The organism is Vibrio sp. HM8-C (genome assembly GCF_058630515.1).
The window spans coordinates 1-21,639 of record NZ_JBMMKS010000005.1 but is presented as its reverse complement, the minus strand read 5'-3'; the positions used below and the strand labels follow the sequence as shown (position 1 = coordinate 21,639).

Genomic DNA, 21,639 nt, shown 5'->3' with positions numbered 1-21,639 from the left:
ACTGGATGTGCTATGAAACACTTTTTGCCTTCTTCCGTCATGCTTGTACCGTTTGTGGTGAAACATTACCCAGAAAGTGACGCCCTATCTGAACCAGAAAACGAAACTAAAACCGAACAAAATTCGAGCTGTGATCTGTGCGACGCTCCGGCTTCTGATCCTAAACTAGACTTATCTACCGATAACCAATTGAAAGCGAAGAAAGGTCGCAAGGTTAGAAAAACTCCTGCTAAACACAAGGAATAAGTCGATGAAAAAAGTAGCCGTGATTTTAAGTGGCTGTGGCGTATTCGATGGCTCAGAAATTCATGAAGCTGTCTTAGCGCTCCATGCCATAGAAAAGCAAGGTGCAAGCTGGCACTGCTTTGCGCCTAATATCGAACAGTTACATGTTATCAATCACCTGACTGGCGAAGAGATGACAGAAACGCGCAATGTGTTGGTGGAAGCGGCTCGACTTGTTCGCGGCAAAATTGATGATGTGGAGAAACTCAAGGCTGACGAGTACGATGCGCTGCTCATCCCCGGTGGTTTTGGCGCTGCAAAAAACTTAACCGACTTCGCGATTAAAGGCACAGAATGTACCATCAACGCTCATGTAGCTTCGGCATGTCGAGCTTTCGCTCAAGCAGGCAAACCCGCCGCTTATCTCTGTATCGCGCCAACAATCATACCGATGATTTATGAGCACGGTGTTCAGGGAACGATCGGCAATGATAAAGATACCGCTGTCGCGTTTAATCACATGGGTGGTGATCATATAAACTGCCCTGTTGACGACTTTGTTTACGACCATGAACACAACGTACTATCAACGCCTGCTTATATGTTGGCAGAAAGTATTTCAGAAGCGGCTTCGGGTATCGAACGCTTAGTTGAAAAACTCATACAGCTAGCGTAGTCACAGCAGCGCTACATGAGTATTGCTATAACACTGGTATAAATGTTCTGACGCTTTACAATGAAATCCAAAAGGTGATCGTTAGGTCACCTTGTGTTTTCTTTGATGTAGTGATTTCTTATCTATCACCAACATCTAACTATCACCATCTAGTAGCTAATAAATAGTTGAGCAAATATTATCCGCGACTTGACCCAAATCAGCATAAATTTGAAAATCACCGCAATCGAACAATCCTCTCAGGAAAATTCTTTACATCGATTTATTTCTAGATAACATGCCAACGCAAACGTTTGCCTAACTACACACAAACATCTTCTGAGGATTTTATGCTATCAGACATCGACATTTGCCGTTCTACTCAATTGACTCACATTGATGCCGTGGCTGAAAAAGCAGGATTGCTTGCTGAAGAATATGAAAGCCATGGACATTACAAAGCAAAAGTCTCATTGAAATGCTTAGAACGCTTGCACGAAAAGCCTATTGGTAAGTTTGTGTTAGTGACTGCAATTACACCGACTCCACTTGGGGAAGGTAAAACAGTGACCACAATCGGTCTCGCGCAAGGCTTAGCAAAACTAAACCAATCTGTATTTGCCTGTATTCGCCAACCTTCAATGGGTCCTATCTTTGGTGTAAAAGGTGGTGCAGCCGGTGGGGGCTATTCTCAAGTAGCGCCGATGGAAGAGTTAAACTTGCACTTAACCGGTGACATTCACGCTGTGACCGCAGCGCATAACCTTGCCTCTGCCGCCATTGATGCCCGTATCTACCATGAACAGCGTAACGGTTACGAAGATTTTGAGCGCAGAACCCAGCTAAAAGCCTTACGTATCGATCCACATCAGGTGGTATGGAAACGTGTTGTTGACCATAACGACCGCGCATTACGTATGGTGACTGTCGGACAAAACGAAATGGGTAAAACCATTAATGGTTATGAACGCACCGATGGATTTGATATCTCCGCGGCGTCAGAGTTAATGGCAATACTGGCTTTGGCTTCTGACCTTAAAGATTTGCGCCAACGAATTGGCAAAATTGTGGTTGCTTATAGCTTTGATGGTCATCCTGTGACTACCGAAGATCTACAAGTTGCCGGCGCAATGACGGTCAGCATGAAAGAGGCGATTAAACCAACGTTAATGCAGACGTTAGAGGGCGTCCCTACCCTTATTCACGCGGGGCCTTTTGCCAATATCGCGCATGGTAACTCATCCATTATCGCCGATGACATAGCGACAAGATTAGCCGATTACACAGTCACAGAAGGCGGCTTTGGCTCAGATATGGGCTTTGAAAAAGCCTGTAACATCAAAGCGAAGGCATCTGGCAAAACACCAGATTGCGCTGTTATTGTTGCCACCCTTCGCGGGCTTAAAGCCAACTCTGGTCAGTTCGATTTAAGACCCGGCCAGGCAATACCTGATTCGTTGTTCTCACCTGATAAAGAGGCGTTAACAGCAGGATTTGAGAACCTGAAATGGCATATCAACAACGTTAATAAATACGGTATTCCAGCAGTCGTTGCGATTAACCGCTTTCCTCAAGATACTGACGAAGAACTGCAACAGCTGATCTCATTGATTGAAGATCTTCCGAATGATGTTGAAGTGGCACTTTCTGAAGGCTTTGTTAAAGGTGGAGAAGGAACAAAAGATCTAGCAAACAAAGTCATCAAGCAGTGCGAAAAGCCATCTCAATTTGTGCCGCTCTATCAAGCTGACGATGCATTGATGACCAAAATTACCAATGTTGTCACTAAAGGTTACGGAGCAGGATCATTCATGCTCAGTTACAAAGCGCAAACACAGTTAAAGCAGTTAAGTGACGAGGGATTTGAAAACTTATCGGTCTGTTTTGCCAAAACTCCGCTTTCAATTACGACAAACTCATCTATTAAAGGTGCACCGAGCGGTTTTGAGTTCATGATCCGTGAACTCAAACTCTGTGCTGGTGCTGGCTTCGTCTACGCCCTGTGTGACAACGTGATGACCATGCCCGGTTTACCAGACAAACCGGCATTTATGTCACTCGACATTGACGAACACGGTCACATTATCGGTTTGAGTTGAGTTCTTTGAGACTCTAAAGGCAGCACTTTAAACAAGGCTGCCTTTTTCTTTACTGATAGATTTATTTAGTAAACGATTTGAAATTTTTCACTTCCTGTGCCGTTCTTTTCTTATACCAATAATAAAAATGGGTAAGGAAAGTCATGAAACGCTCAACAATACTATTGCTACTCTTGGCGGCAATCCCTTTATCGTTTTTTTCGCTTAGTCACGCCACCAGTGAAATGAAACCTGCTCAATCGGGTTCAAAAAATATGGGGCAAACCGAAGTTGCAACACTAGCAGGCGGCTGCTTCTGGTGTACAGAATCGGATATGGAGCAACTCGAAGGCGTCATAGATGTGGTGTCTGGGTATGCGGGCGGGAATGTTGATAACCCAAAATACCGAGAAGTCTCTTCAGGAAAAACCGGACACATAGAAGTCGTTCAAGTGACTTACGATCCCAAGCAAGTGACTTACGAACAAGTATTGGATCAGTTCTTTCGCCATATCGACCCAACCGATGACCAAGGTTCATTTGTTGACAGAGGCAACCAATATCGCCCTGCCATTTTCTATCACAATGAAGAACAGAAACAGATTGCGTCTAACTTTATTAACGAGATAGAACAATCGGGCATTTTTAAAAAGTCACTAAAAACCGAACTGATCCCTTTCACCAAGTTTTGGGTTGCCGAGGATTATCACCAAGACTATTACAAAACGAACAAGCTTCGTTATAAATACTACCGCTACGCTTCTGGTCGCGACCAATATTTGGATGAGATTTTTGGCAAAGACAGAGTAGACAATCCTGTTACGTTACGAGAGATCATCGATAAAACCAAAGCGATGAACAGTGTTAAAGCGTACACACGTCCGTCGGATAGTGAAATCAAAGCTAAACTGACCGAACTGCAATATTACGTGACTCAGGAAGAAGGCACTGAACGCGCGTTTCAAAATGAATACTGGGACAACAAGCAGGAAGGTATCTATGTAGATATCGTCTCTGGTGAGCCACTGTTTTCATCAACCGATAAGTATAAATCCGGTACCGGCTGGCCAAGCTTCACTAAACCTATCAGTGCCGCATATATTGTCACTCACGATGACAATAAGCTCTTTTACACCAGAACCGAAGTTCGCAGCCGATTCGCCAACTCTCATCTCGGTCACGTATTCGACGATGGTCCTGCTCCTACAGGGTTGAGATACTGCATGAATTCAGCTGCGATGCGCTTTGTTCCGGTCGAAAAAATGCAGCAGGAAGGCTATGGAGAATGGCTGACGCTTTTTAATCATTGATCAAGCGGGTTTCAATCCGCTTCAGCGAACAAAACGTTTAACCACGCTTACGTTCTGATATTTAGACGCCCGGTCTCTGGTTTGACTGGGCGTTTCAGCAAATAGCAACTTGTAGTAGTGGTTAAATGTGCCTAAATGATAGAAGCCGTAACGTAGTGCGATATCGCAGATCGCCCTTTGTTCGGACATGTTGAGTAGCTCTCTTCTAACAGCGTTTAGCCGGCAATCGCGAAGAAATATGTTTGGACTAATGCCCAACTCCTGTTCAAAACAGTACTGCAATGTTCTTTGACTGACGCAAGCAATCGAACTCATTTCATTAATGGTTAATGGGTAATTGCCTGTCTGTTCAATGTGATTGTTGATGCGTTTTAACGCCTGACGACGTGTTGAAAAACCACGTGAGTGTTCAGGAGTCCCTCCAACTTGATACAGTCCTAACCTCGCGATAGCTGATTGCTCAATCAGATTAACTAACCGAGAGTGGAGATCCATCTGATTCGGGTCAGACAGTTCAAGTAACTTACGTCCTAATATGGAGTTGCAGTTAAGAGACTGCTTAATCAAGTCCACGAGCGCCCAACAACTGTGTTCCGCATGAGAGTTCTCAATTAAACATGTGCTTTCCCACCGCTCTAACTCCTCTGAACCAATGCCAGTTGCAAGCAACTCTCTATCGATCACAATACCAAAGATGTTGAAATCGTCAGGTGTGGTCAGCTCAAAGTGTTCGTGAGCAGGCCGAATCATCAGCTGATGTTTTTCTGCTGTCCTGCCATTTACTTTTGGACGCTGTGTATCTAGAGAAAATCCAATCCAGAGTGCATCAGGGTTAACACAACATTCTTGATGAATAGTTTGGCTGGTGTACTCCTCAAAAAGGTGCAGCTTTGGCAACCTTAACTCATCCAAATAGCCGTTAAACTGCCCTGAACCGTGTTGATTATATCTTTGTTCCCAAGCACTTAGTGTTTGTGCCTGCTGATTAACATCAAAACTGTACTGTTTGCACCTCACTGGTGCACATGAATTATCTTCATCACGTGATTGAACCAAATTCATATTCCTTCCTTGCACCACAAACAAACAGTAGTTACCTCAACCTTATGTTTTTAAATAGATTTTCAACTTTGCACATTTCCGTCATAGCAACGGAACGAAATTAGCAAACTGAACAATCAACTGAAATGCAAAGTTCACACCCAGTTTGAGAGGTCTTATGGGTTCAAACTATCGATATCAATTAGGTAGCCAAACTTACCAATTCGCATCACTCAAAGAAGTGATGGCAAAAGCATCCCCATTACGCTCTGGCGATCAACTGGCGGGCGTTGCTGCTTCTTCTGCGGAAGAAAGAGTAATTGCACAGATGGTGTTGGCCGATTTGCCATTGAAAACCTTCCTTCAAGACTTACTGATACCGTATGAACAAGACGAGATCACGCGGCTTATTATTGATGAACACGATGCACTGGCATTTCTGGAAATCGCTCATCTCACTGTTGGTGATTTTCGAAACTGGCTGTTGCAGGAATCGACAACCTCGGTAGAAATTTCTCGTGTCAGTAAAGGCATTACGCCTGAAATGGCGGCGGCTGTTAGCAAAATAATGCGCAACCAAGACCTCATATTAGTCGCAAAAAAATGCCAAGTAATCACAGCATTTCGTAACACTATCGGCCTACCGGGTCGGCTTTCTACTCGTTTGCAACCTAACCACCCTACCGATGATGTCAGCGGCATAGCAGCATCAATGTTCGACGGTTTAATGTACGGTAATGGTGATGCCGTTATTGGTATCAACCCAGCCACAGACAGTGTTAGCCAAGCCACAAAGCTAATGAAGCTCATGGATGAAGTCATCCAACACTACGGCATTCCAACTCAAAGTTGTGTGCTAACCCATGTGACCAACACCATAGAGTGCATTGAAAAAGGTGCTCCAGTGGACTTAGTTTTCCAGTCTATAGGCGGTACAGAAGCGACCAACCAAGGTTTTGGGGTCAATATCAATGTGCTTGCAGAAGCCTACGATGCGGCACTGAGTCTGAAACGTGGCTCGGTCGGCAATAACGTCATGTACTTTGAAACCGGTCAAGGCAGCGCACTCTCTGCAAATGGTCATCACAATGTCGATCAGCAGACCTGTGAAGTCCGCGCCTACGCACTCGCCCGCAAATTTAAGCCATTGCTGGTGAACACTGTGGTGGGATTTATTGGTCCTGAATACCTGTTTGATGGAAAACAGATCACGCGAGCAGGACTTGAAGATCACTTCTGCGGCAAGCTACTAGGATTACCTATGGGCTGCGATATTTGCTATACCAACCACGCCTACGCCGATCAAAACGACATGGATAACTTACTGACACTACTTGGTGTTGCAGAGTGCTCTTTCATCATGGGCATTCCGGGTTCTGATGACATTATGCTGAACTACCAAACCACCTCTTTCCATGATGCTTTATATGCACGCCAAGTGCTGGGTTTGAAACCAGCGCCAGAATTTGAAGCTTGGTTAAAACGTATGGAGATTTTCAGCCAAGATAATCAGTCTCAATTAGCGAATAGTCTTTCTCCACACTTCCAAACACCACTAGGTTTAGTTAAGGAGTCACGATGAGTAATGTCGTTGAACTGAATCAACTGGTTCATCAAGATCCATGGAATAAGCTCCGCCAATTCACGCAGGCTCGTATTGGTATTGGACGTGTCGGAACGAGTATCCCAACAGAAGAGTTGCTGCGTTTTCAGCTCTCACACGCTCAAGCAATCGATGCAGTGCATGTGCCGCTCGACGAACAAAAGTTGGTTGCCGACCTCGCAGACAATGCTTCGTTATCTAACTACTTGCCTGCTTTCTCTTTGCATAGCCAAGCCGCTGACAGGCTGACGTATCTGCAACGACCAGATTTAGGCCGTAAGCTGGATGAAGTGTCCATTGATACACTCAAAAAGCACAGTGACCTAACGCCGACACCTTATGACTTAGCGATAGTAATTGCTGATGGTCTTTCATCCTATGCCATCAACCACCACGCCGCACCATTCTTGGATGCATTGGTGTCACAGCTCGCACAGGATACCAAACACGAATGGAATATTGCGCCTTTATGCATAGTTCACCAAGGGCGAGTCGCTGTAGGTGACGATGTTGGCGAATCGATTAATGCCAAAGAAGTATTGGTGCTAGTCGGAGAAAGACCGGGACTCAGTTCACCGGACAGCTTAGGGCTGTATCTGACATGGAATCCGCACCGAGGAAAAGAAGACTCACTTAGAAACTGCATTTCAAATGTGCGCCCTGAAGGATTGCCATACCAAGCAGCGGCTCATAAGTGTTTCTATCTGTTGTCTGAATCTCGCCAACTCAAATTGACAGGCGTGGGATTGAAAGATCGCTCCGACGATTCCCTGCTTGAACAAAAATCAAACACACAATTTTTTTCACTAACCACTTTTAAATAACCATTTTTTAATCACCAAGGATTTTTAGGGATTGCTGTATGGAAAACAACAAAACAGGTCTAAAACGGACTTTAGGAAAATTTCAGTTATGGGGCATCGCTGTTGGCCTCGTAATTTCTGGGGAATACTTCGGTTGGAGCTACGGATGGTCACAGGCGGGCACACTAGGCTTTCTGATCACAACCATCATCATTGCTACCATGTACACTGCGTTTATTTTTAGCTTTACTGAGCTATCCACTTCGATTCCACACGCGGGTGGACCATTTGCGTATGCTTACCGTGCTTTTGGACCTGTAGGTGGATATATTGCAGGTTTCGCAACCTTAGTAGAGTTTGTCTTCGCCCCACCAGCCATTGCGATGGCAATCGGTGCTTACTTGAATGTTCAGTTCCCTACTCTCGACCCTAAACTGGTCGCGGTAGTGGCTTACATTATCTTCATGGGTCTCAATTTGGTTGGTGTTAGCATTGCGGCTACTTTTGAATTGTGTGTCACCATTCTTGCTATCGTGGAACTACTCGTATTTATGGGTGTTGTTTCACCTGGCTTCTCATTTGCAAACTTTGCTGCAAATGGTTGGGCTGGCAGTGATGTGTTCTCTGGTGAAGCAATGTCAGGCATTTTCGCAGCAATTCCTTTTGCGATTTGGTTCTTCCTTGCAATTGAAGGCGCTTCAATGGCGGCAGAAGAAGCGAAAGATCCGCAACGTACCATTCCAATCGCATTTGTTTCAGGCATTCTGACGTTGGTTGTTCTCGCGGTTGGCGTTATGTTCTTTGCAGGTGGCGCAGGCGACTGGCGTGAACTATCAAATATCAACGATCCACTGCCTCAAGCAATGAAGATGATTGTCGGTGAATCCAGTGGTTGGCTACATATGCTGGTATGGCTAGGTCTGTTTGGTCTGATCGCATCTTTCCACGGCATTATCATGGGCTACTCTCGCCAGATTTTTGCCCTATCACGCGCTGGTTTCTTACCTAAGTCACTATCTCAAGTAAACCAACGTTTCCAAACTCCACACTGGGCAATCATTTCTGGTGGTGTTGTCGGTATCGCGGCGATTTTCTCAGACAATCTGATTGTAATTGGCGGTCAGCCGCTCACAGCAAACATCGTAACGATGGCGGTATTTGGTGCAATTGTTATGTACATCATTTCAATGCTGGCACTATTCAAACTGCGTGCGACTGAACCAAATTTAGAACGTCCGTTCCGTGCACCGCTTTACCCTTACGCACCTGCAGTTGCGCTTGTGTTAGCCGTATTAGCACTGGTTGCTATGGTTTACTACAACTTCCTGCTAACGCTTATTTTTGTCGGTTTGTTTGCTCTTGGTTTCGTGTACTTCAAAGCGACACATCAACAAGATGCCGACAAAGAAGGCAACGATGTACTGTTAGTTGCTCAAGTAGGCGAATCGATGTAAATCTTTCAATATCTGAAATGAACAAAGGGCATCTCTATGGATGCCCTTTTTGTATTCTTATGCTGCTATTAACAGCTGCTGTTCAACGTAAACCGTGAAGAAATTCAGCGCGCGTTGCTGGGTTTGATTTAAAAATACCCCCCAATGCCGTTGTTGTCGTAACACTGGTTGCGTCCATGACACCACGAGATTTTACGCAGTAATGCGTAGCATCAATAGTAACCGCCACATCGTCTGACTCTAGTAGAGCTTGCAGAGCAACCAGAATTTGCTGCGTCATACGCTCTTGAACTTGAGGACGCTGAGCAAAGAAGCGAACAATACGGTTGATCTTTGACAGACCAATAATTTTGCCACGCGGGATATAAGCAACCGCAGCTTTTCCATCGATAGTGACTAAGTGATGCTCACAAGTGCTGGTAACAGTGATGTCTTTCACTTTCACCATTTCACTTACTTTCATCTTGTTTTCAATCACAGTGATTTTTGGAAAATTAGCGTAATCCAGTCCAGAGAAAATCTCATCCACATACATTTTCGCAATACGATGTGGCGTTTCTTCTAGACTATCATCGGTCAGATCAAGGCCAAGTAAATTGAGGATTTCACGCATGTGATTCTCAATCTTTTCTTTCTTCTCTTCACGACTCACCGTATTTGGTTGCATTGGCGTTTCCAAACCACGGCGCTCTAGCGCATCTTTTACTAACTTTGCTGATTCGCTAAGACCTGATGACATTCACATTCCTCTTACTTTACCCCTTTCGGATGGCTGACAAGGATACTCGGATTCTTACATAATTACACCCCTATTTTATAGGTGGAAATATTGCCTCCTATCCGTCGAATTTCCCTATGCAGCTATCCCTAAAAAGCGCATAGGCAAATAGCTCTACTATGTTAGAGTATCCCCAAATAAAAAAGACAACAGGAATAAAGAATGGGCTGCTGTGATGCTCCGGGCTTAATGCCTCTTGAAGAAGCTTTAGAAAAAATGCTGGCAGGCATTAAACCAATCCAATCAACACTTCAACTCCCACTCGCAGAAGCCATCGGCTTTGTACTTGCAGAAGACATTCTATCCCCTATCAACGTTCCACCATTTGATAACTCTGCCATGGATGGATACGCGGTTAGAATTAACGAATTAGCGCAAAACCAACCGCTACCTGTTGCGGGAAAATCTTTCGCCGGTCAGCCTTTTGAAGGTGAATGGTCACCGATGACTTGCGTACGTATTATGACGGGCGCGCAAATTCCACAAGGTTGCGATGCGGTGATCATGCAAGAGCAAGCTACCATCACCGAAGACGGCGTAGTTTTCTGCCAGACTCAGGTAAAGCCTAACTGCAATATTCGACCTGTCGGTGATGATATTCATCAAGGTGACATCGTTCTGACTAAAGGCGCGCGCCTAACTGCTCGTGATATTCCGATGATTGCAACTTTGGGTGTAAGCCACGTAACGGTTTTTAGAAAGCCTAAAATTGCTTTCTTCTCTACTGGCGATGAGTTGAAGCCATTAGGCACGGAGCTGAAAGCTGGCGAAATTTATGACAGCAATCGCTACGGTATTAAGCCTCTAATCATCAATTTTGGCTGTGAACCTATTGATTTGGGCATCATCCCTGACTGTCCTAAAACCCTGAAAGAAACGTTTGAAAAAGCGCAAAGTCTCGCTGATGTCGTTGTTACCTCTGGTGGCGTCAGCGTTGGTGAAGCGGATTTCACTAAAGACATTCTTGATGAAGTGGGTCAGATTGGTTTTTGGAAACTCGCCATCAAGCCAGGTAAGCCCTTCGCCTTTGGTTCTCTCGGTGATGCTTGGTTCTGTGGTCTTCCGGGTAACCCTGTTTCAGCAGTGTTGACCATGTATGTACTGGTTCAGCCAATGGTCGCTAAGCTTGCTGGACATACCCAGTGGAAAGCGCCGGAATCAATCCCTGCGATTACTCGTACTGCATTTAAGAAAGTACCGGGCAGAACGGATTATCAACGTGGTATTTACTCAATCGAGAACGGTCAGTTCGTTGTCGAAACTACTGGTAATCAGAGCTCTGGCGCGTTTCGTTCTATGAGTTTAGCGAACTGTTTTGTGGTACTTGAACGCGAACGCGGCAGTATTGAAGTCGGTGAGACTGTGAGCATTCAACTGTTTAACTCAACGTTATATTAGGTTCGAGTATGGAAATCCTAAGCGATGCAGAAATGCTGCGTTACAACCGTCAGATCATTCTCAAAGCGTTTGATTTTGAAGGACAAGAAGCACTAAAGCAGTCCTCAATTTTGATATTGGGTGCAGGTGGTTTAGGGTGTGCATCGAGCCAATATCTCGCCACTGCTGGCATTGGCAAACTCACTTTGATTGATGACGACAAAGTTGAGCTTTCTAATCTGCAGCGTCAGGTACTCCACCATGACGCAGACATTGGCAAACTCAAAGTTGAATCTGCCACTCAAGCATTGAAAGAACTGAATCCTGAACTGAATATCAACACAATCGCCAAAAGGCTGGATGACGAAGCTCTGTTAAGCCTGATTCAGGACCATGATTTGGTTCTGGATGCCAGCGATAACGTTGATACTCGAAATCAGCTTAATCGTTTGTGCTACCAATCTAAAACCCCGTTGGTTTCAGGTGCAGCTATTCGCATGGAAGGACAAGTAAGTGTGTTTACTTATCAGGATGAAAGCGAACCTTGTTACCAATGTTTAAGCGCACTGTTCGGCAGTAATGCACTTTCTTGTGTAGAGGCTGGTGTGATGGCACCGGTAGTGGGCATTATTGGCGCAGTTCAGGCGATGGAAGCGATTAAAGTCATTGCACGCTTGGGTAAGCCAATTCAAGGCAAAATTCTGATGCTCGATGCCATGACCATGTCATGGCGTGAAATGAAGTTGATGAAACAGCCTCATTGCCCTACTTGCAGCAAGTAGCCTTCCTTCAGATGTCTTCAGCAAAGAAACTCACCATATTGTTATTGCTGCTGACGTTAGTGCTGGTCGCTCTATTGTCATTGCGGCCAGCGCGTACTCAAACCACTCATCAAGTACGTCTGATTGACAACACTCTCACCCAATCTCTCGATGGGCAAAGACGTTATTTGCTCGTTGAATCAGAGGATACTGGAAAGCAGCTTATCAGTGTGTCACCAACCACAGAATGCCATGTAGGTGATGTGATCGCTGTGCAGAAAATCCTAACTGAGCAGCAAGATGTTTATTACCGATTTCTTTCTTGCCATTAATTGAGTACTTTAAGGGACTGAGTTTTACGTGAGCACAACTAAGGATTTGTTGAATGTCACCACTAGTTACACCTGAATGGCTTGCCGAGCATTTGGATGATCCTCGTTTAGTTATCCTAGACAGCAGCCTTGAATTTCAGATCCCATCTGAGTCTGAAAAAGATTGGGTTAATAAAATTCCCAATGCCCGTCGATTCGATTACGACAAAGACTTCTGTGATATCAACTCTCCACTACCGCACATGATGCCAAGCGAAGAGCGCTTTAATCATTTAGCCCAAGAACTAGGAATCAACAACGATTCAATCATCGTTGTTTATGACAACAGTGGTACTTTTGCCTCTCCTCGAGCTTGGTGGATGTTTAGAGCTTTTGGTCATTCACAGGTCTATATACTCAATGGCGGCTTAACCGAATGGAAAGCTCAAGGTTACAACGTCACTCAAGAGTATCTCACTAATGTAGAAAAAGGTGACTTTAACGGCACGTTGCAAACAAATTATTTCGTTGATGCCGAATACGTAAAAGCGAAAATTGAAGACGAAACCAGCCTAACTGTAGATGCTCGTTCACGAGCTCGCTTCCTTTCTCAAGTTGCAGAGCCTCGCCTTGGATTGCGCAGCGGGCATATTCCAAATTCTTGTTGCCTGCCATTTGCTGAATTAATGGATGGGCATAAGCTCAAAACCGCCAATGAACTTGCTGCCATTTTAAAATCAACGCTGAACAAAGATGCAGACGAATACCTATTCAGCTGTGGCTCAGGTGTAACAGCGTGCATTGTTCTATTAGCGGCGTTAGTTTGCGGTTACGAAAACCTCTCTGTTTATGATGGTTCATGGACAGAATGGGGAGCATCATCTGAGTTACCGATTGCAACGGCAAATAACGCTGGTTAATGGATTACTCAAGCTGTAGTTGACGCTCAGTGAAAAGATTAAACATCGGCAGCAATTGATATACACTGCGCCCGATTGTGAATTAAGAAACCACTAGGTTAGTTATTTAAAGGTAATGAAATGAACCCAATTATTGCTCTGCTAAAAGAGAACAATGTAGACAACGACAAAATCCAAGAGCTATTCCAAGCATTGACTCAAAACCCGTTTGCAGCGATGGCGATTGTCGGTCAACTCGGTTTACCTCAAGAGCAGCTTCAACTTTTAATGGGACAAGTGATGCAAAATCCTGCACTTATTAAAGAAGCTGTTGAAGAACTCGGTTTGGATTTTTCGAAAGTAGAAGAAGCGAAAGCGAAGCTGCAACAATAGGCCTTGTTTAGAAACTTAATCTTTAGAAGCTTAATCTTTAGAAACTTAGCCTGAGAAAAGTAGATGACTTTTCTTATTGAAAAAGAAGGCCGTCATAATGACGGCCTTCTTGTTTCTGCTCGTTTAAACCCGAGCATTTAAACCTAGGCCTTTAAACCTGAGAGAGCATTCTGTTCTGTTGTCGGTAATTCAGCAGACAAACCACAATAATGACCACAAGCGCCAGTAAACGGTTTAAATCAGACAGGAACAGCACACCTAACGCCATACAGAGCAAAACAGCGCGCTGCCATAATAACAATGGCACAAATAAACGCCCTTCAATACCGCCTGCAAATGCCACAAACAAGCTGATGGTAGAAATGATGCCAATGGTGAAATGCAGATGTTCACCTTCTACCCAGATCAGTCCGGAAAACGCCATCATGGCTGGAATTAAGAAGAAGCCTTGCGCCAATTTAAATGCCTGAACCGCGGAGCGCATTGGCGAAGCGTTGGCAATTCCCGCGCCTGCAAATGCCGCAAGTGCAATTGGTGGGGTTACGTTCGATGTTTGGGATAACCAGAATACGATCATATGCGCAGAGAGAAGCGTGACACCGAAGTCCATCAATGCCGGAACCGCCATAATTGACAGTACGATATAGGCTGCGGTAACAGGAAGTCCCATACCCAAAATGACAGCGGCAAGAGCGATAAGCGCTAATGCTGACCATAAATAGCCACCGGACATAGCGATAAGGAACTGGGTAAATTGAAGACCTATACCTGTTTGCCCTACCACTCCCACAACAATACCGGCTGTTGCACAGGCAACTGATATTGGTAGCGCCAATAGCGCGCCTTCTTTTAACCCTTCCAAGAATAGTTTCACACTAATTCGGCTGTGTTTACGGGTCATCGCAGCAAGCAGAATGGCAGCACAACCAACCACCCCTACCAATACCGGTGAATAACTCATCATCAGTAGCACTGTGATAAGAATCAGTGGAACCAAATAGTGCCAACCATTTTGCAAAACCGTGACGATTTTTTCTGTTTGGGTCATGCCTTGTAGATCCAGCTTACACGCCATGAGGTGGACATAAAGCAAGGTACACGCAAAATACAAAATGGCCGGTGCAATAGAAACAATTAAGATTTCGCTATAAGGAATACCAGTAAACTGAGCCATGACAAATGCGCCTGCGCCCATTACAGGTGGCATGATCTGCCCGCCTGTTGAGGCCGCTGCTTCAATCCCCGCGGCTTGCTCAGCCTTGTATCCCAACTTTTTCATCATTGGGATAGTTAAAGCGCCGGTGGTTACTGTGTTCGCAATCGCAGAGCCGGAAATAGAACCCAATGCCGCAGAAGCGATGACACTCGCCTTCGCCGGACCTCCTCGATATTTACCCGCGACTGAAAATGCCATGTCGATAAAGAACTGTCCTGCTCCGGTGACTTGCAGAAAAGCCCCAAACAGTACAAACATAAATACCACACCAGCGGCAATCGCCAGCGGAGCGCCGTATACACCGTTCGTTGAGTAAATATGGAAACGAATAATCTCTTCAACGCTAAAGCCTTTGCTGGCAATATTGTCTGGTAGCACATTACCAAACATAGCGTAGAGCAAAAATAGCGCAGCTATCAGCACCATTACTAAGCCAACAGTTCTACGTGTTGCTTCCAATAGCAAAAGTATGAGAACCACACCCGCAGCCTGATCAGCCGACTGCAAGCCATCAAGCAAAAAGCTGATGTCGTCGTAATCAAATAAAGCAATTTGTGTCGATGCCCAGCATGTCAATCCAACGCAGACGATATCAATGATTCGCCCAAGCAGATAAATAGGAAACGGTTTACGATCGCTAAATAGTGGGTAAGCCAAGAACACCAGCGCTAATACCCAGCTAACGTGAATGGGTCTAAAAACAGGGGCGGCTAGGTTTGCCACAATCCCCTGCCAAATCTGAAAAACAGAAAGAGCGATAGCCGCAATCGCGGCTATCGTAACAATGACATTGGTAATTTTTTGGTTACTAGGATGAACCTTACTCATCACTTACTCCATGTAACATTACTTATCGTCCATTTGGTTTGCAGGAAGCCCAACCATTCAGAGTCAAGACTTCCCACCAAACATTACAACTTACTTCATTTGTTCTTTACGATACTTTTCAGCACCTGGGTGAAGCGATATGCCTTGCAGCTTGGTCATATTCTCAATCGTAGTGTATTTAGTTACATCAATCACTTGGCGGATTTTGTCCATATTTTCAAAAGCCACTTTAGTCATGTTGTAAGCCATTTCTTCACTCATATTGTTGTTCACAACCAGTACGTTCCATACTGCTGGCGCTTTAAAAGCCGGGACTTTGTTGTAGGCGTCTGCTGGCACATCAATCTGAATGTATGATGGATAATCTTTGGTGATTTTCGCCAACTCATCTTCGCTGAAGCTAATGATTCGAATATCACGAGTTAACGCAAGCTCAGTGATCGCACCAACACCAACACTGCCTACCACTACGCCCGCGTCAATTTGGTTGTTTGCAAGTGCACTGGTCGTTGCCGTGTAGTTTAGTGATTGCGCTGTGATGTCATCTTCAGTGATACCCAGAGTATTGAGGATGTTTACCGCACTAACACGCGTACCAGAACCCGGAGCACCAAGTGAAATGCGTTTGCCTTTTAAGTCAACAATAGATTTGATATCGGATTTCGCAGGAACGATGAATTGCACCACGTTTGGATAGAGAGAAAACAGTACCGATACATCAAGTTTCTTCGGAAATGGTTTAACACCATTTGCCGCCTGAAGTACGACGTTGCCTTGTGCAATACCCACCAACTGCTTGTCCGTTGATACCTTAATCGTGTTTTCTACCGATGCTGCTGTCACTTCAGCACGCATATTGAAGTCTGGTAGATTTTCGCTCCAGATTTTGGCTAGCATACCGCCTAACGGATAATAAGTACCACTCTGACTTCCCGTACCAATAGTGTAGTTTTCAGCCATCGCTGGCAGAGAAAAAGCCATCGTTACTGCTAATAAACCAGTCCTTAGTTTTTGATACATAAGTGCTCCTTCAACATGTCATTCTAGAGTTATATATTTAATGTTTCTCTATTGGTATGAAATGGATAATGAGAAATAGCAATACGACTTTCGGTGAAATGAGAGTTTGATGTACAAATCTTGCACTGTTTGAAAAGTAGTCGTGACATTCACCTCACCCTAGAAATGTGGCGATTAATCACCCAACCTAGAGATTTGTGTGAACATCAGATAGAACAAAGGAGGCCAAAGCCTCCTTATCTGGTTTGCACAAAATGTGGTATGAACAGGCTTTATTAATCTTTCTATAAATTTTGTGAAGGCGTGATACCACTCATTTGCTCATCAAGGTTCAAAACGGTCAACGCATTACTTACGCTAGTTGCAATCACATCAATAGCGCCGGTACGTAGAGCACCTAACAATGCCAAAGGCTTACTGTTTTCGGCGGCTATAGCAACCACTTCTGAAACCAAGCGGAACTCATCGATGCTCAAACCAATGACGCGATCGTTCATCACTGTATTGGCAATTTCACCCTGAACATTGAAAAAGTCATGTCCGGCAAAATCCCCCACTACGCCTTGCTGCAAACGGGATTGCACAACCTCTTCAGCGGTAAACCAACCCAGATCGACCATATAGCTGTTCTCGCTCATATCGCCGATACCAATTAGCGCCATATCTGCTTTACGCGCTAAATCAAGAGTCTGTTTAACCGTTGCGTTTTGCATGAACGCCAACTTTTGATCTCGGTTCTCTGCGTATGCGGGTGCGTATAAGGTTTCCGATGAACCACCGTATTTTTTTGCTAACTGACGACAGATATGGTCAGCGTTGAACATGCCACCACGCGGGTGAATACCACCGATACCACAGACAAACTTACAGTCGCGAGGTGTAATAACACCCACATGATGGGCAACAGCAGAAACGTTACGCCCTTGCCCTACGCTAACCACCATACCGTTTTTCAGAGTGTTGGTTAAGTAATGAGAGACTAATCCAGCCACTTGCTGACGCTGCTGCTCTTCATTGGGTTGATCTAAGGCGATAAGTGCTCGCTTGACGCCAAAGCGCTCAATTAAACGTTGTTCTATCTTGGCACTGAACACCGGATGATATTTCACTGTGATTTCAACAATCCCTTCATCCCTTGCTTGTTTGAGCAAACGGCCGACTTTGGCGCGAGAGAGTGCAAACTTCTTAGAAATCTCCTCTTGAGTTGCTCCATCTTGGTAGTAAGCGACCGAAACTTCGGTCAATAAATCAGTATTTTCTAGAGAGATTTCTGGGATTGGATTATTCATCATCGGCTCTTTTCAGTGAAATTATGCTCATCATAATCGAGAGTGAGCATCTGCTCATTGACCTAGCATATGTTACACCCACTCCCACACGCAACATTTGCTCACCACAATTACATATTCTCACGATAAATTTGAGAGATTGAGCAAACTCGTTACGTTCTATAAGGCATGCGCAATCGTTTCATCCTTTAATGCCAATGAACATAAGTAAATTAATGTTGATTTAGGTCACTAGAAACAAGAAATCACAATTGACATTCACAGCAGATAAGATAAATATGAGCACATCATTTACTCATTGCTCGATCATATGTTCATTACAAATGTTCGGACAGTGAAAAACATTATGTTTATGTGAATTGAACAGCGTTGTTGAACTTATATGTAGCGCTAAAGTAGCTACAATGTTTTCTTAACCTGTTTGCAATGCCAAACCACAGTCTTGCTATGTACCCTTACTTTTACTCGGTGAAAGCATATTAAATGGTAGGCAAAGCCCAACGAGAAACGAGAAATAGGACGATCGAAATGAGCAATAAATTAGAGCAACTTCGTAAACTGACTACCGTTGTAGCAGACACCGGTGAAATTGAAGCAATCAAAAAATACCAACCAGAAGACGCAACAACTAACCCTTCTCTAATTCTTAAAGCTGCTCAAATTGCAGAGTACGCGCCACTTATCGATCAAGCGATCGAGTACGCGAAAACTCAAAGCAACGACAAAGCGCAACAAGTTCAAGATACTTGTGACATGCTTGCGGTTAACATCGGTAAAGAAATCCTAAAAACGATCCCAGGTCGTATCTCAACTGAAGTTGACGCTCGTCTTTCTTACGATACTGAAGGCAGCATTGCTAAAGCTCGTCAACTTATCAAGATGTACAACGACGCTGGCATCTCCAACGATCGTATCCTTATTAAACTGGCTTCTACTTGGGAAGGTATCCGTGCTGCTGAAGTACTAGAAAAAGAAGGCATCAACTGTAACCTAACTCTTCTATTCTCATTTGCTCAAGCTCGCGCATGTGCAGAAGCAGGCGTGTTCCTAATTTCTCCATTCGTTGGTCGTATCATGGACTGGTACAAAGCAAAAGAAGGTCGTGATTTCGCAGCGCAAGAAGACCCAGGCGTTCTATCTGTTTCTACTATTTACAACTACTACAAAGCGCACGGCTACAAAACTGTTGTTATGGGCGCAAGCTTCCGTAACATCGGTGAAATCCTTGAACTAGCTGGTTGTGACCGTCTAACTATCGCTCCTTCACTTCTTGCTGAACTAGAAGCAGCAGAAGGCGAAGTGGTAGCGAAACTTGTTGACTCAAATGGCAGCAAAGCGCGTCCAGCAGCGATGACTCACGCTGAATTCCTATGGGATCACAACCAAGATGCAATGGCTGTAGAAAAACTGGCAGAAGGTATTCGCAACTTCGCTATCGACCAAGGTAAACTTGAAGCGATGATCGAAGCTAAGCTTTAATCAAAAATTTCAGAAGCGAGTGTTAACTCGCTTCTCTTTTTATACTTGTTTCAAATTGAGCTGAGTTCGCTCTGCTCGCAGTAATACTAAAACTTAACTGAGTAACGACTATGAATCGCAAACAATTGGCTAATGCAATCCGTGCTCTAAGCATGGACGGTGTTCAAAAAGCTAACTCTGGCCACCCGGGTGCACCTATGGGTATGGCGGATATCGCTGAAGTACTTTGGCGTTCACACCTAAACCATAACCCTCAAAACCCTAACTGGGCTGACCGCGACCGTTTCATTCTGTCTAACGGTCATGGCTCGATGCTGATTTACTCACTGCTTCACCTTTCTGGTTACGAGCTATCAATGGAAGATTTAAAGAACTTCCGTCAGCTTCACTCAAAAACTCCAGGTCACCCAGAGTACGGTTATGCACCAGGTGTTGAAACGACGACTGGTCCACTAGGTCAAGGTATCACTAACGCTGTGGGTATGGCGCTGGCTGAGAAAGCACTTGCTGCTCAGTTCAACAAAGAAGGCCACGACATCGTTGACCACTTCACATACGCGTTCATGGGTGACGGCTGTATGATGGAAGGTATCTCGCACGAGGCGTGTTCTCTTGCAGGTACGCTAGGTCTAGGCAAACTGATTGCATTCTGGGATGACAACGGTATCTCTATCGATGGTCACGTTGAAGGTTGGTTTGCTGACGATACACCAAAACGTTTTGAAGCTTACGGCTGGCATGTTATCCCTGCGGTTGATGGTCACGATGCTGACGCAATCAACGCAGCGATTGAAGCGGCAAAAGCAGAAACAGGTCGCCCTACTCTAATCTGTACTAAAACTATCATCGGTTTTGGTTCACCAAACAAAGCTGGCTCACACGACTGTCACGGTGCTCCACTAGGCGCTGATGAAATCAAAGCAGCACGTGAATTCCTAGGTTGGGAATACGCACCGTTTGAAATCCCAGCAGATATTTATGCGCAGTGGGATGCAAAAGAAGCAGGCGCAGCGAAAGAAGCAGCATGGGATGAAAAATTCGCAGCGTACGCAGCGGCATACCCAGAGCTAGCAGCAGAATTCAAACGTCGTGTGAACGGCGAACTTCCAGCTGAGTGGGAAGAAAAAGCAAACACGGTTATCGCTGAGCTTCAAGCTAACCCAGCGAACATTGCATCACGTAAAGCATCACAAAATGCACTCGAAGCGTTTGGTAAAATGCTCCCTGAGTTCATGGGCGGCTCGGCTGACCTTGCACCTTCAAACCTAACCATGTGGTCTGGCTCTAAGTCAATCACGCCAGAAGATGCATCAGGCAACTACATCCATTACGGTGTTCGCGAATTCGGTATGACGGCTATCATGAACGGTATCGCGCTACACGGTGGTTTCGTTCCTTACGGCGCAACCTTCCTGATGTTCATGGAATACGCACGTAACGCACTGCGTATGGCGGCACTGATGAAAGTGCAAAACATCCAAGTGTACACGCACGACTCTATCGGCCTTGGCGAAGATGGTCCAACTCACCAACCGGTTGAGCAAACCGCTTCTCTACGTCTGACTCCAAACATGAGCACATGGCGTCCATGTGACCAGGTTGAATCAGCAGTGGCTTGGAAACTGGCTATCGAGCGTAAAGACGCGCCAACAGCGCTTATCTTCTCTCGTCAAAACCTGGCACAGCAACCACGCTCCGCAGAGCAAGTAGCTGACATCGCTAAGGGTGGTTACATCCTGAAAGATTGTGCAGGCAAACCTGAGCTAATTCTGATTGCAACAGGCTCTGAAGTTGACTTGGCTGTGAAAGCGGCTGAACAACTTACTGCTGAAGGCAAACAAGTACGTGTTGTTTCAATGCCATCAACCGATGCATTTGACAAACAAGACGCAGCTTACCGCAGTGCAGTTCTGCCAGCAGACGTTACAGCGCGTATCGCAATTGAAGCGGGCATCGCGGATTACTGGTACAAGTACGTTGGCTTAAACGGCAAAATCATCGGTATGACGACATTCGGTGAATCTGCACCAGCAGATCAACTGTTCAAGATGTTCGGCTTTACGGTTGAAAACGTAGTTGAGAAAGCAAACGAGCTACTTGCTTAATTAAATACCTCAAA

General features: G+C 45.0%; 19 protein-coding genes. 14 read left to right on the top strand and 5 right to left on the bottom strand.

Annotated elements, in window-relative coordinates:
• Positions 1-12 precede the first annotated feature (12 nt).
• From ACOSVQ_RS07765 to msrB, 4 genes are all read left to right on the top strand, one after another.
• Positions 13-246 (top strand): hypothetical protein, encoded by a 234-nt coding sequence (locus ACOSVQ_RS07765; RefSeq protein WP_491981977.1) that lies wholly within the window; start codon positions 13-15, stop codon positions 244-246.
• 4 nt (positions 247-250) lie between these two features.
• Positions 251-901 (top strand): isoprenoid biosynthesis glyoxalase ElbB, encoded by a 651-nt coding sequence (elbB, locus tag ACOSVQ_RS07760; protein WP_491981976.1) that lies wholly within the window; start codon positions 251-253, stop codon positions 899-901.
• Positions 902-1,230: 329 nt separating this feature from the next.
• Positions 1,231-2,979, top strand: coding sequence for a formate--tetrahydrofolate ligase (locus tag ACOSVQ_RS07755; protein ID WP_491981975.1), 1,749 nt, complete (start codon positions 1,231-1,233; stop codon positions 2,977-2,979).
• 143 nt (positions 2,980-3,122) lie between these two features.
• Positions 3,123-4,268 (top strand): peptide-methionine (R)-S-oxide reductase MsrB, encoded by a 1,146-nt coding sequence (gene msrB / locus ACOSVQ_RS07750; protein WP_491981974.1) that lies wholly within the window; start codon positions 3,123-3,125, stop codon positions 4,266-4,268.
• Positions 4,269-4,289: 21 nt separating this feature from the next.
• Here msrB and ACOSVQ_RS07745 read toward each other — a convergent pair whose 3' ends face one another.
• Entirely contained in the window at positions 4,290-5,330 is a 1,041-nt protein-coding gene (locus ACOSVQ_RS07745) for a helix-turn-helix domain-containing protein (RefSeq protein WP_491981973.1), read from the bottom strand.
• 157 nt (positions 5,331-5,487) lie between these two features.
• On the opposite strand from ACOSVQ_RS07745, the gene ACOSVQ_RS07740 reads away from it, so the two are divergent.
• Genes ACOSVQ_RS07740 through eat form a run of 3 tightly spaced genes read left to right on the top strand, consistent with a single transcriptional unit; the run spans position 5,488 to position 9,169 of the window.
• Entirely contained in the window at positions 5,488-6,891 is a 1,404-nt protein-coding gene (locus ACOSVQ_RS07740; RefSeq protein ID WP_491981972.1) for an ethanolamine ammonia-lyase subunit EutB, read from the top strand.
• The gene (gene eutC / locus ACOSVQ_RS07735) at positions 6,888-7,736 is read left to right on the top strand and encodes an ethanolamine ammonia-lyase subunit EutC (protein WP_491981971.1); all 849 of its coding nucleotides are present in this window, start codon (positions 6,888-6,890) and stop codon (positions 7,734-7,736) included. The genes ACOSVQ_RS07740 and eutC overlap by 4 nt, the downstream gene beginning before the upstream one ends.
• Before the next feature lie 38 nt (positions 7,737-7,774).
• The gene (gene eat, locus ACOSVQ_RS07730; RefSeq protein WP_491981970.1) at positions 7,775-9,169 is read left to right on the top strand and encodes an ethanolamine permease; all 1,395 of its coding nucleotides are present in this window, start codon (positions 7,775-7,777) and stop codon (positions 9,167-9,169) included.
• Between the two features lie 82 nt (positions 9,170-9,251).
• Here eat and folE read toward each other — a convergent pair whose 3' ends face one another.
• The gene (gene folE, locus ACOSVQ_RS07725; RefSeq protein ID WP_165314040.1) at positions 9,252-9,908 is read right to left on the bottom strand and encodes a GTP cyclohydrolase I FolE; all 657 of its coding nucleotides are present in this window, start codon (positions 9,906-9,908) and stop codon (positions 9,252-9,254) included.
• A gap of 201 nt (positions 9,909-10,109) precedes the next feature.
• Between folE and moeA the strand changes: the two genes are divergently transcribed.
• The 5 genes from moeA (at position 10,110) to ACOSVQ_RS07700 (ending at position 13,688) form a co-directional block, all read left to right on the top strand.
• A complete protein-coding gene (gene moeA, locus ACOSVQ_RS07720) occupies positions 10,110-11,345 on the top strand; it encodes a molybdopterin molybdotransferase MoeA (protein WP_491981969.1) in 1,236 nt (411 codons plus the stop codon).
• Between the two features lie 8 nt (positions 11,346-11,353).
• On the top strand, positions 11,354-12,106 hold the full coding sequence (moeB, locus tag ACOSVQ_RS07715) for a molybdopterin-synthase adenylyltransferase MoeB (protein WP_491981968.1): 753 nt from the start codon (positions 11,354-11,356) through the stop codon (positions 12,104-12,106).
• A gap of 11 nt (positions 12,107-12,117) precedes the next feature.
• Positions 12,118-12,417 carry a hypothetical protein gene (locus ACOSVQ_RS07710; protein WP_491981967.1) on the top strand — a complete coding sequence of 100 codons (300 nt, stop codon included), beginning with the start codon at positions 12,118-12,120 and terminating at the stop codon, positions 12,415-12,417.
• 53 nt (positions 12,418-12,470) lie between these two features.
• Complete coding sequence (locus ACOSVQ_RS07705; RefSeq protein WP_491981966.1) at positions 12,471-13,316, top strand: sulfurtransferase; 846 nt, start codon at positions 12,471-12,473, stop codon at positions 13,314-13,316.
• A gap of 120 nt (positions 13,317-13,436) precedes the next feature.
• Entirely contained in the window at positions 13,437-13,688 is a 252-nt protein-coding gene (locus ACOSVQ_RS07700; protein ID WP_165314045.1) for a DUF2999 family protein, read from the top strand.
• Between the two features lie 151 nt (positions 13,689-13,839).
• On the opposite strand, the gene ACOSVQ_RS07695 is transcribed toward ACOSVQ_RS07700, so the two are convergent.
• The 3 genes from ACOSVQ_RS07695 to ACOSVQ_RS07685 all read right to left on the bottom strand — a co-directional run bounded on the left by ACOSVQ_RS07695 (position 13,840) and on the right by ACOSVQ_RS07685 (position 18,041).
• Positions 13,840-15,732 (bottom strand): TRAP transporter permease, encoded by a 1,893-nt coding sequence (locus ACOSVQ_RS07695; RefSeq protein WP_491981965.1) that lies wholly within the window; start codon positions 15,730-15,732, stop codon positions 13,840-13,842.
• 90 nt (positions 15,733-15,822) lie between these two features.
• A complete protein-coding gene (locus tag ACOSVQ_RS07690; RefSeq protein WP_491981964.1) occupies positions 15,823-16,752 on the bottom strand; it encodes a TAXI family TRAP transporter solute-binding subunit in 930 nt (309 codons plus the stop codon).
• Positions 16,753-17,036: 284 nt separating this feature from the next.
• On the bottom strand, positions 17,037-18,041 hold the full coding sequence (locus ACOSVQ_RS07685) for a sugar-binding transcriptional regulator (protein ID WP_491981963.1): 1,005 nt from the start codon (positions 18,039-18,041) through the stop codon (positions 17,037-17,039).
• Between the two features lie 528 nt (positions 18,042-18,569).
• Here ACOSVQ_RS07685 and tal point away from each other — a divergent pair.
• The gene (gene tal / locus ACOSVQ_RS07680) at positions 18,570-19,520 is read left to right on the top strand and encodes a transaldolase (protein WP_491981962.1); all 951 of its coding nucleotides are present in this window, start codon (positions 18,570-18,572) and stop codon (positions 19,518-19,520) included.
• Between the two features lie 110 nt (positions 19,521-19,630).
• Positions 19,631-21,625: a transketolase gene (tkt, locus tag ACOSVQ_RS07675; RefSeq protein WP_491981961.1), complete on the top strand. Its 1,995-nt coding sequence runs from the start codon at positions 19,631-19,633 to the stop codon at positions 21,623-21,625.
• Positions 21,626-21,639 lie beyond the last annotated feature (14 nt).

Coding starts and splice junctions, on each gene's coding strand:
- ACOSVQ_RS07765 (WP_491981977.1), top strand. CDS start 13: ATGAAACACTTTTTGCCTTCTTCCGTCATGCTTGTACCGTTTGTGGTG.
- elbB (WP_491981976.1), top strand. CDS start 251: ATGAAAAAAGTAGCCGTGATTTTAAGTGGCTGTGGCGTATTCGATGGC.
- ACOSVQ_RS07755 (WP_491981975.1), top strand. CDS start 1,231: ATGCTATCAGACATCGACATTTGCCGTTCTACTCAATTGACTCACATT.
- msrB (WP_491981974.1), top strand. CDS start 3,123: ATGAAACGCTCAACAATACTATTGCTACTCTTGGCGGCAATCCCTTTA.
- ACOSVQ_RS07745 (WP_491981973.1), bottom strand. CDS start 5,330: ATGAATTTGGTTCAATCACGTGATGAAGATAATTCATGTGCACCAGTG.
- ACOSVQ_RS07740 (WP_491981972.1), top strand. CDS start 5,488: ATGGGTTCAAACTATCGATATCAATTAGGTAGCCAAACTTACCAATTC.
- eutC (WP_491981971.1), top strand. CDS start 6,888: ATGAGTAATGTCGTTGAACTGAATCAACTGGTTCATCAAGATCCATGG.
- eat (WP_491981970.1), top strand. CDS start 7,775: ATGGAAAACAACAAAACAGGTCTAAAACGGACTTTAGGAAAATTTCAG.
- folE (WP_165314040.1), bottom strand. CDS start 9,908: ATGTCATCAGGTCTTAGCGAATCAGCAAAGTTAGTAAAAGATGCGCTA.
- moeA (WP_491981969.1), top strand. CDS start 10,110: ATGGGCTGCTGTGATGCTCCGGGCTTAATGCCTCTTGAAGAAGCTTTA.
- moeB (WP_491981968.1), top strand. CDS start 11,354: ATGGAAATCCTAAGCGATGCAGAAATGCTGCGTTACAACCGTCAGATC.
- ACOSVQ_RS07710 (WP_491981967.1), top strand. CDS start 12,118: ATGTCTTCAGCAAAGAAACTCACCATATTGTTATTGCTGCTGACGTTA.
- ACOSVQ_RS07705 (WP_491981966.1), top strand. CDS start 12,471: ATGTCACCACTAGTTACACCTGAATGGCTTGCCGAGCATTTGGATGAT.
- ACOSVQ_RS07700 (WP_165314045.1), top strand. CDS start 13,437: ATGAACCCAATTATTGCTCTGCTAAAAGAGAACAATGTAGACAACGAC.
- ACOSVQ_RS07695 (WP_491981965.1), bottom strand. CDS start 15,732: ATGAGTAAGGTTCATCCTAGTAACCAAAAAATTACCAATGTCATTGTT.
- ACOSVQ_RS07690 (WP_491981964.1), bottom strand. CDS start 16,752: ATGTATCAAAAACTAAGGACTGGTTTATTAGCAGTAACGATGGCTTTT.
- ACOSVQ_RS07685 (WP_491981963.1), bottom strand. CDS start 18,041: ATGAATAATCCAATCCCAGAAATCTCTCTAGAAAATACTGATTTATTG.
- tal (WP_491981962.1), top strand. CDS start 18,570: ATGAGCAATAAATTAGAGCAACTTCGTAAACTGACTACCGTTGTAGCA.
- tkt (WP_491981961.1), top strand. CDS start 19,631: ATGAATCGCAAACAATTGGCTAATGCAATCCGTGCTCTAAGCATGGAC.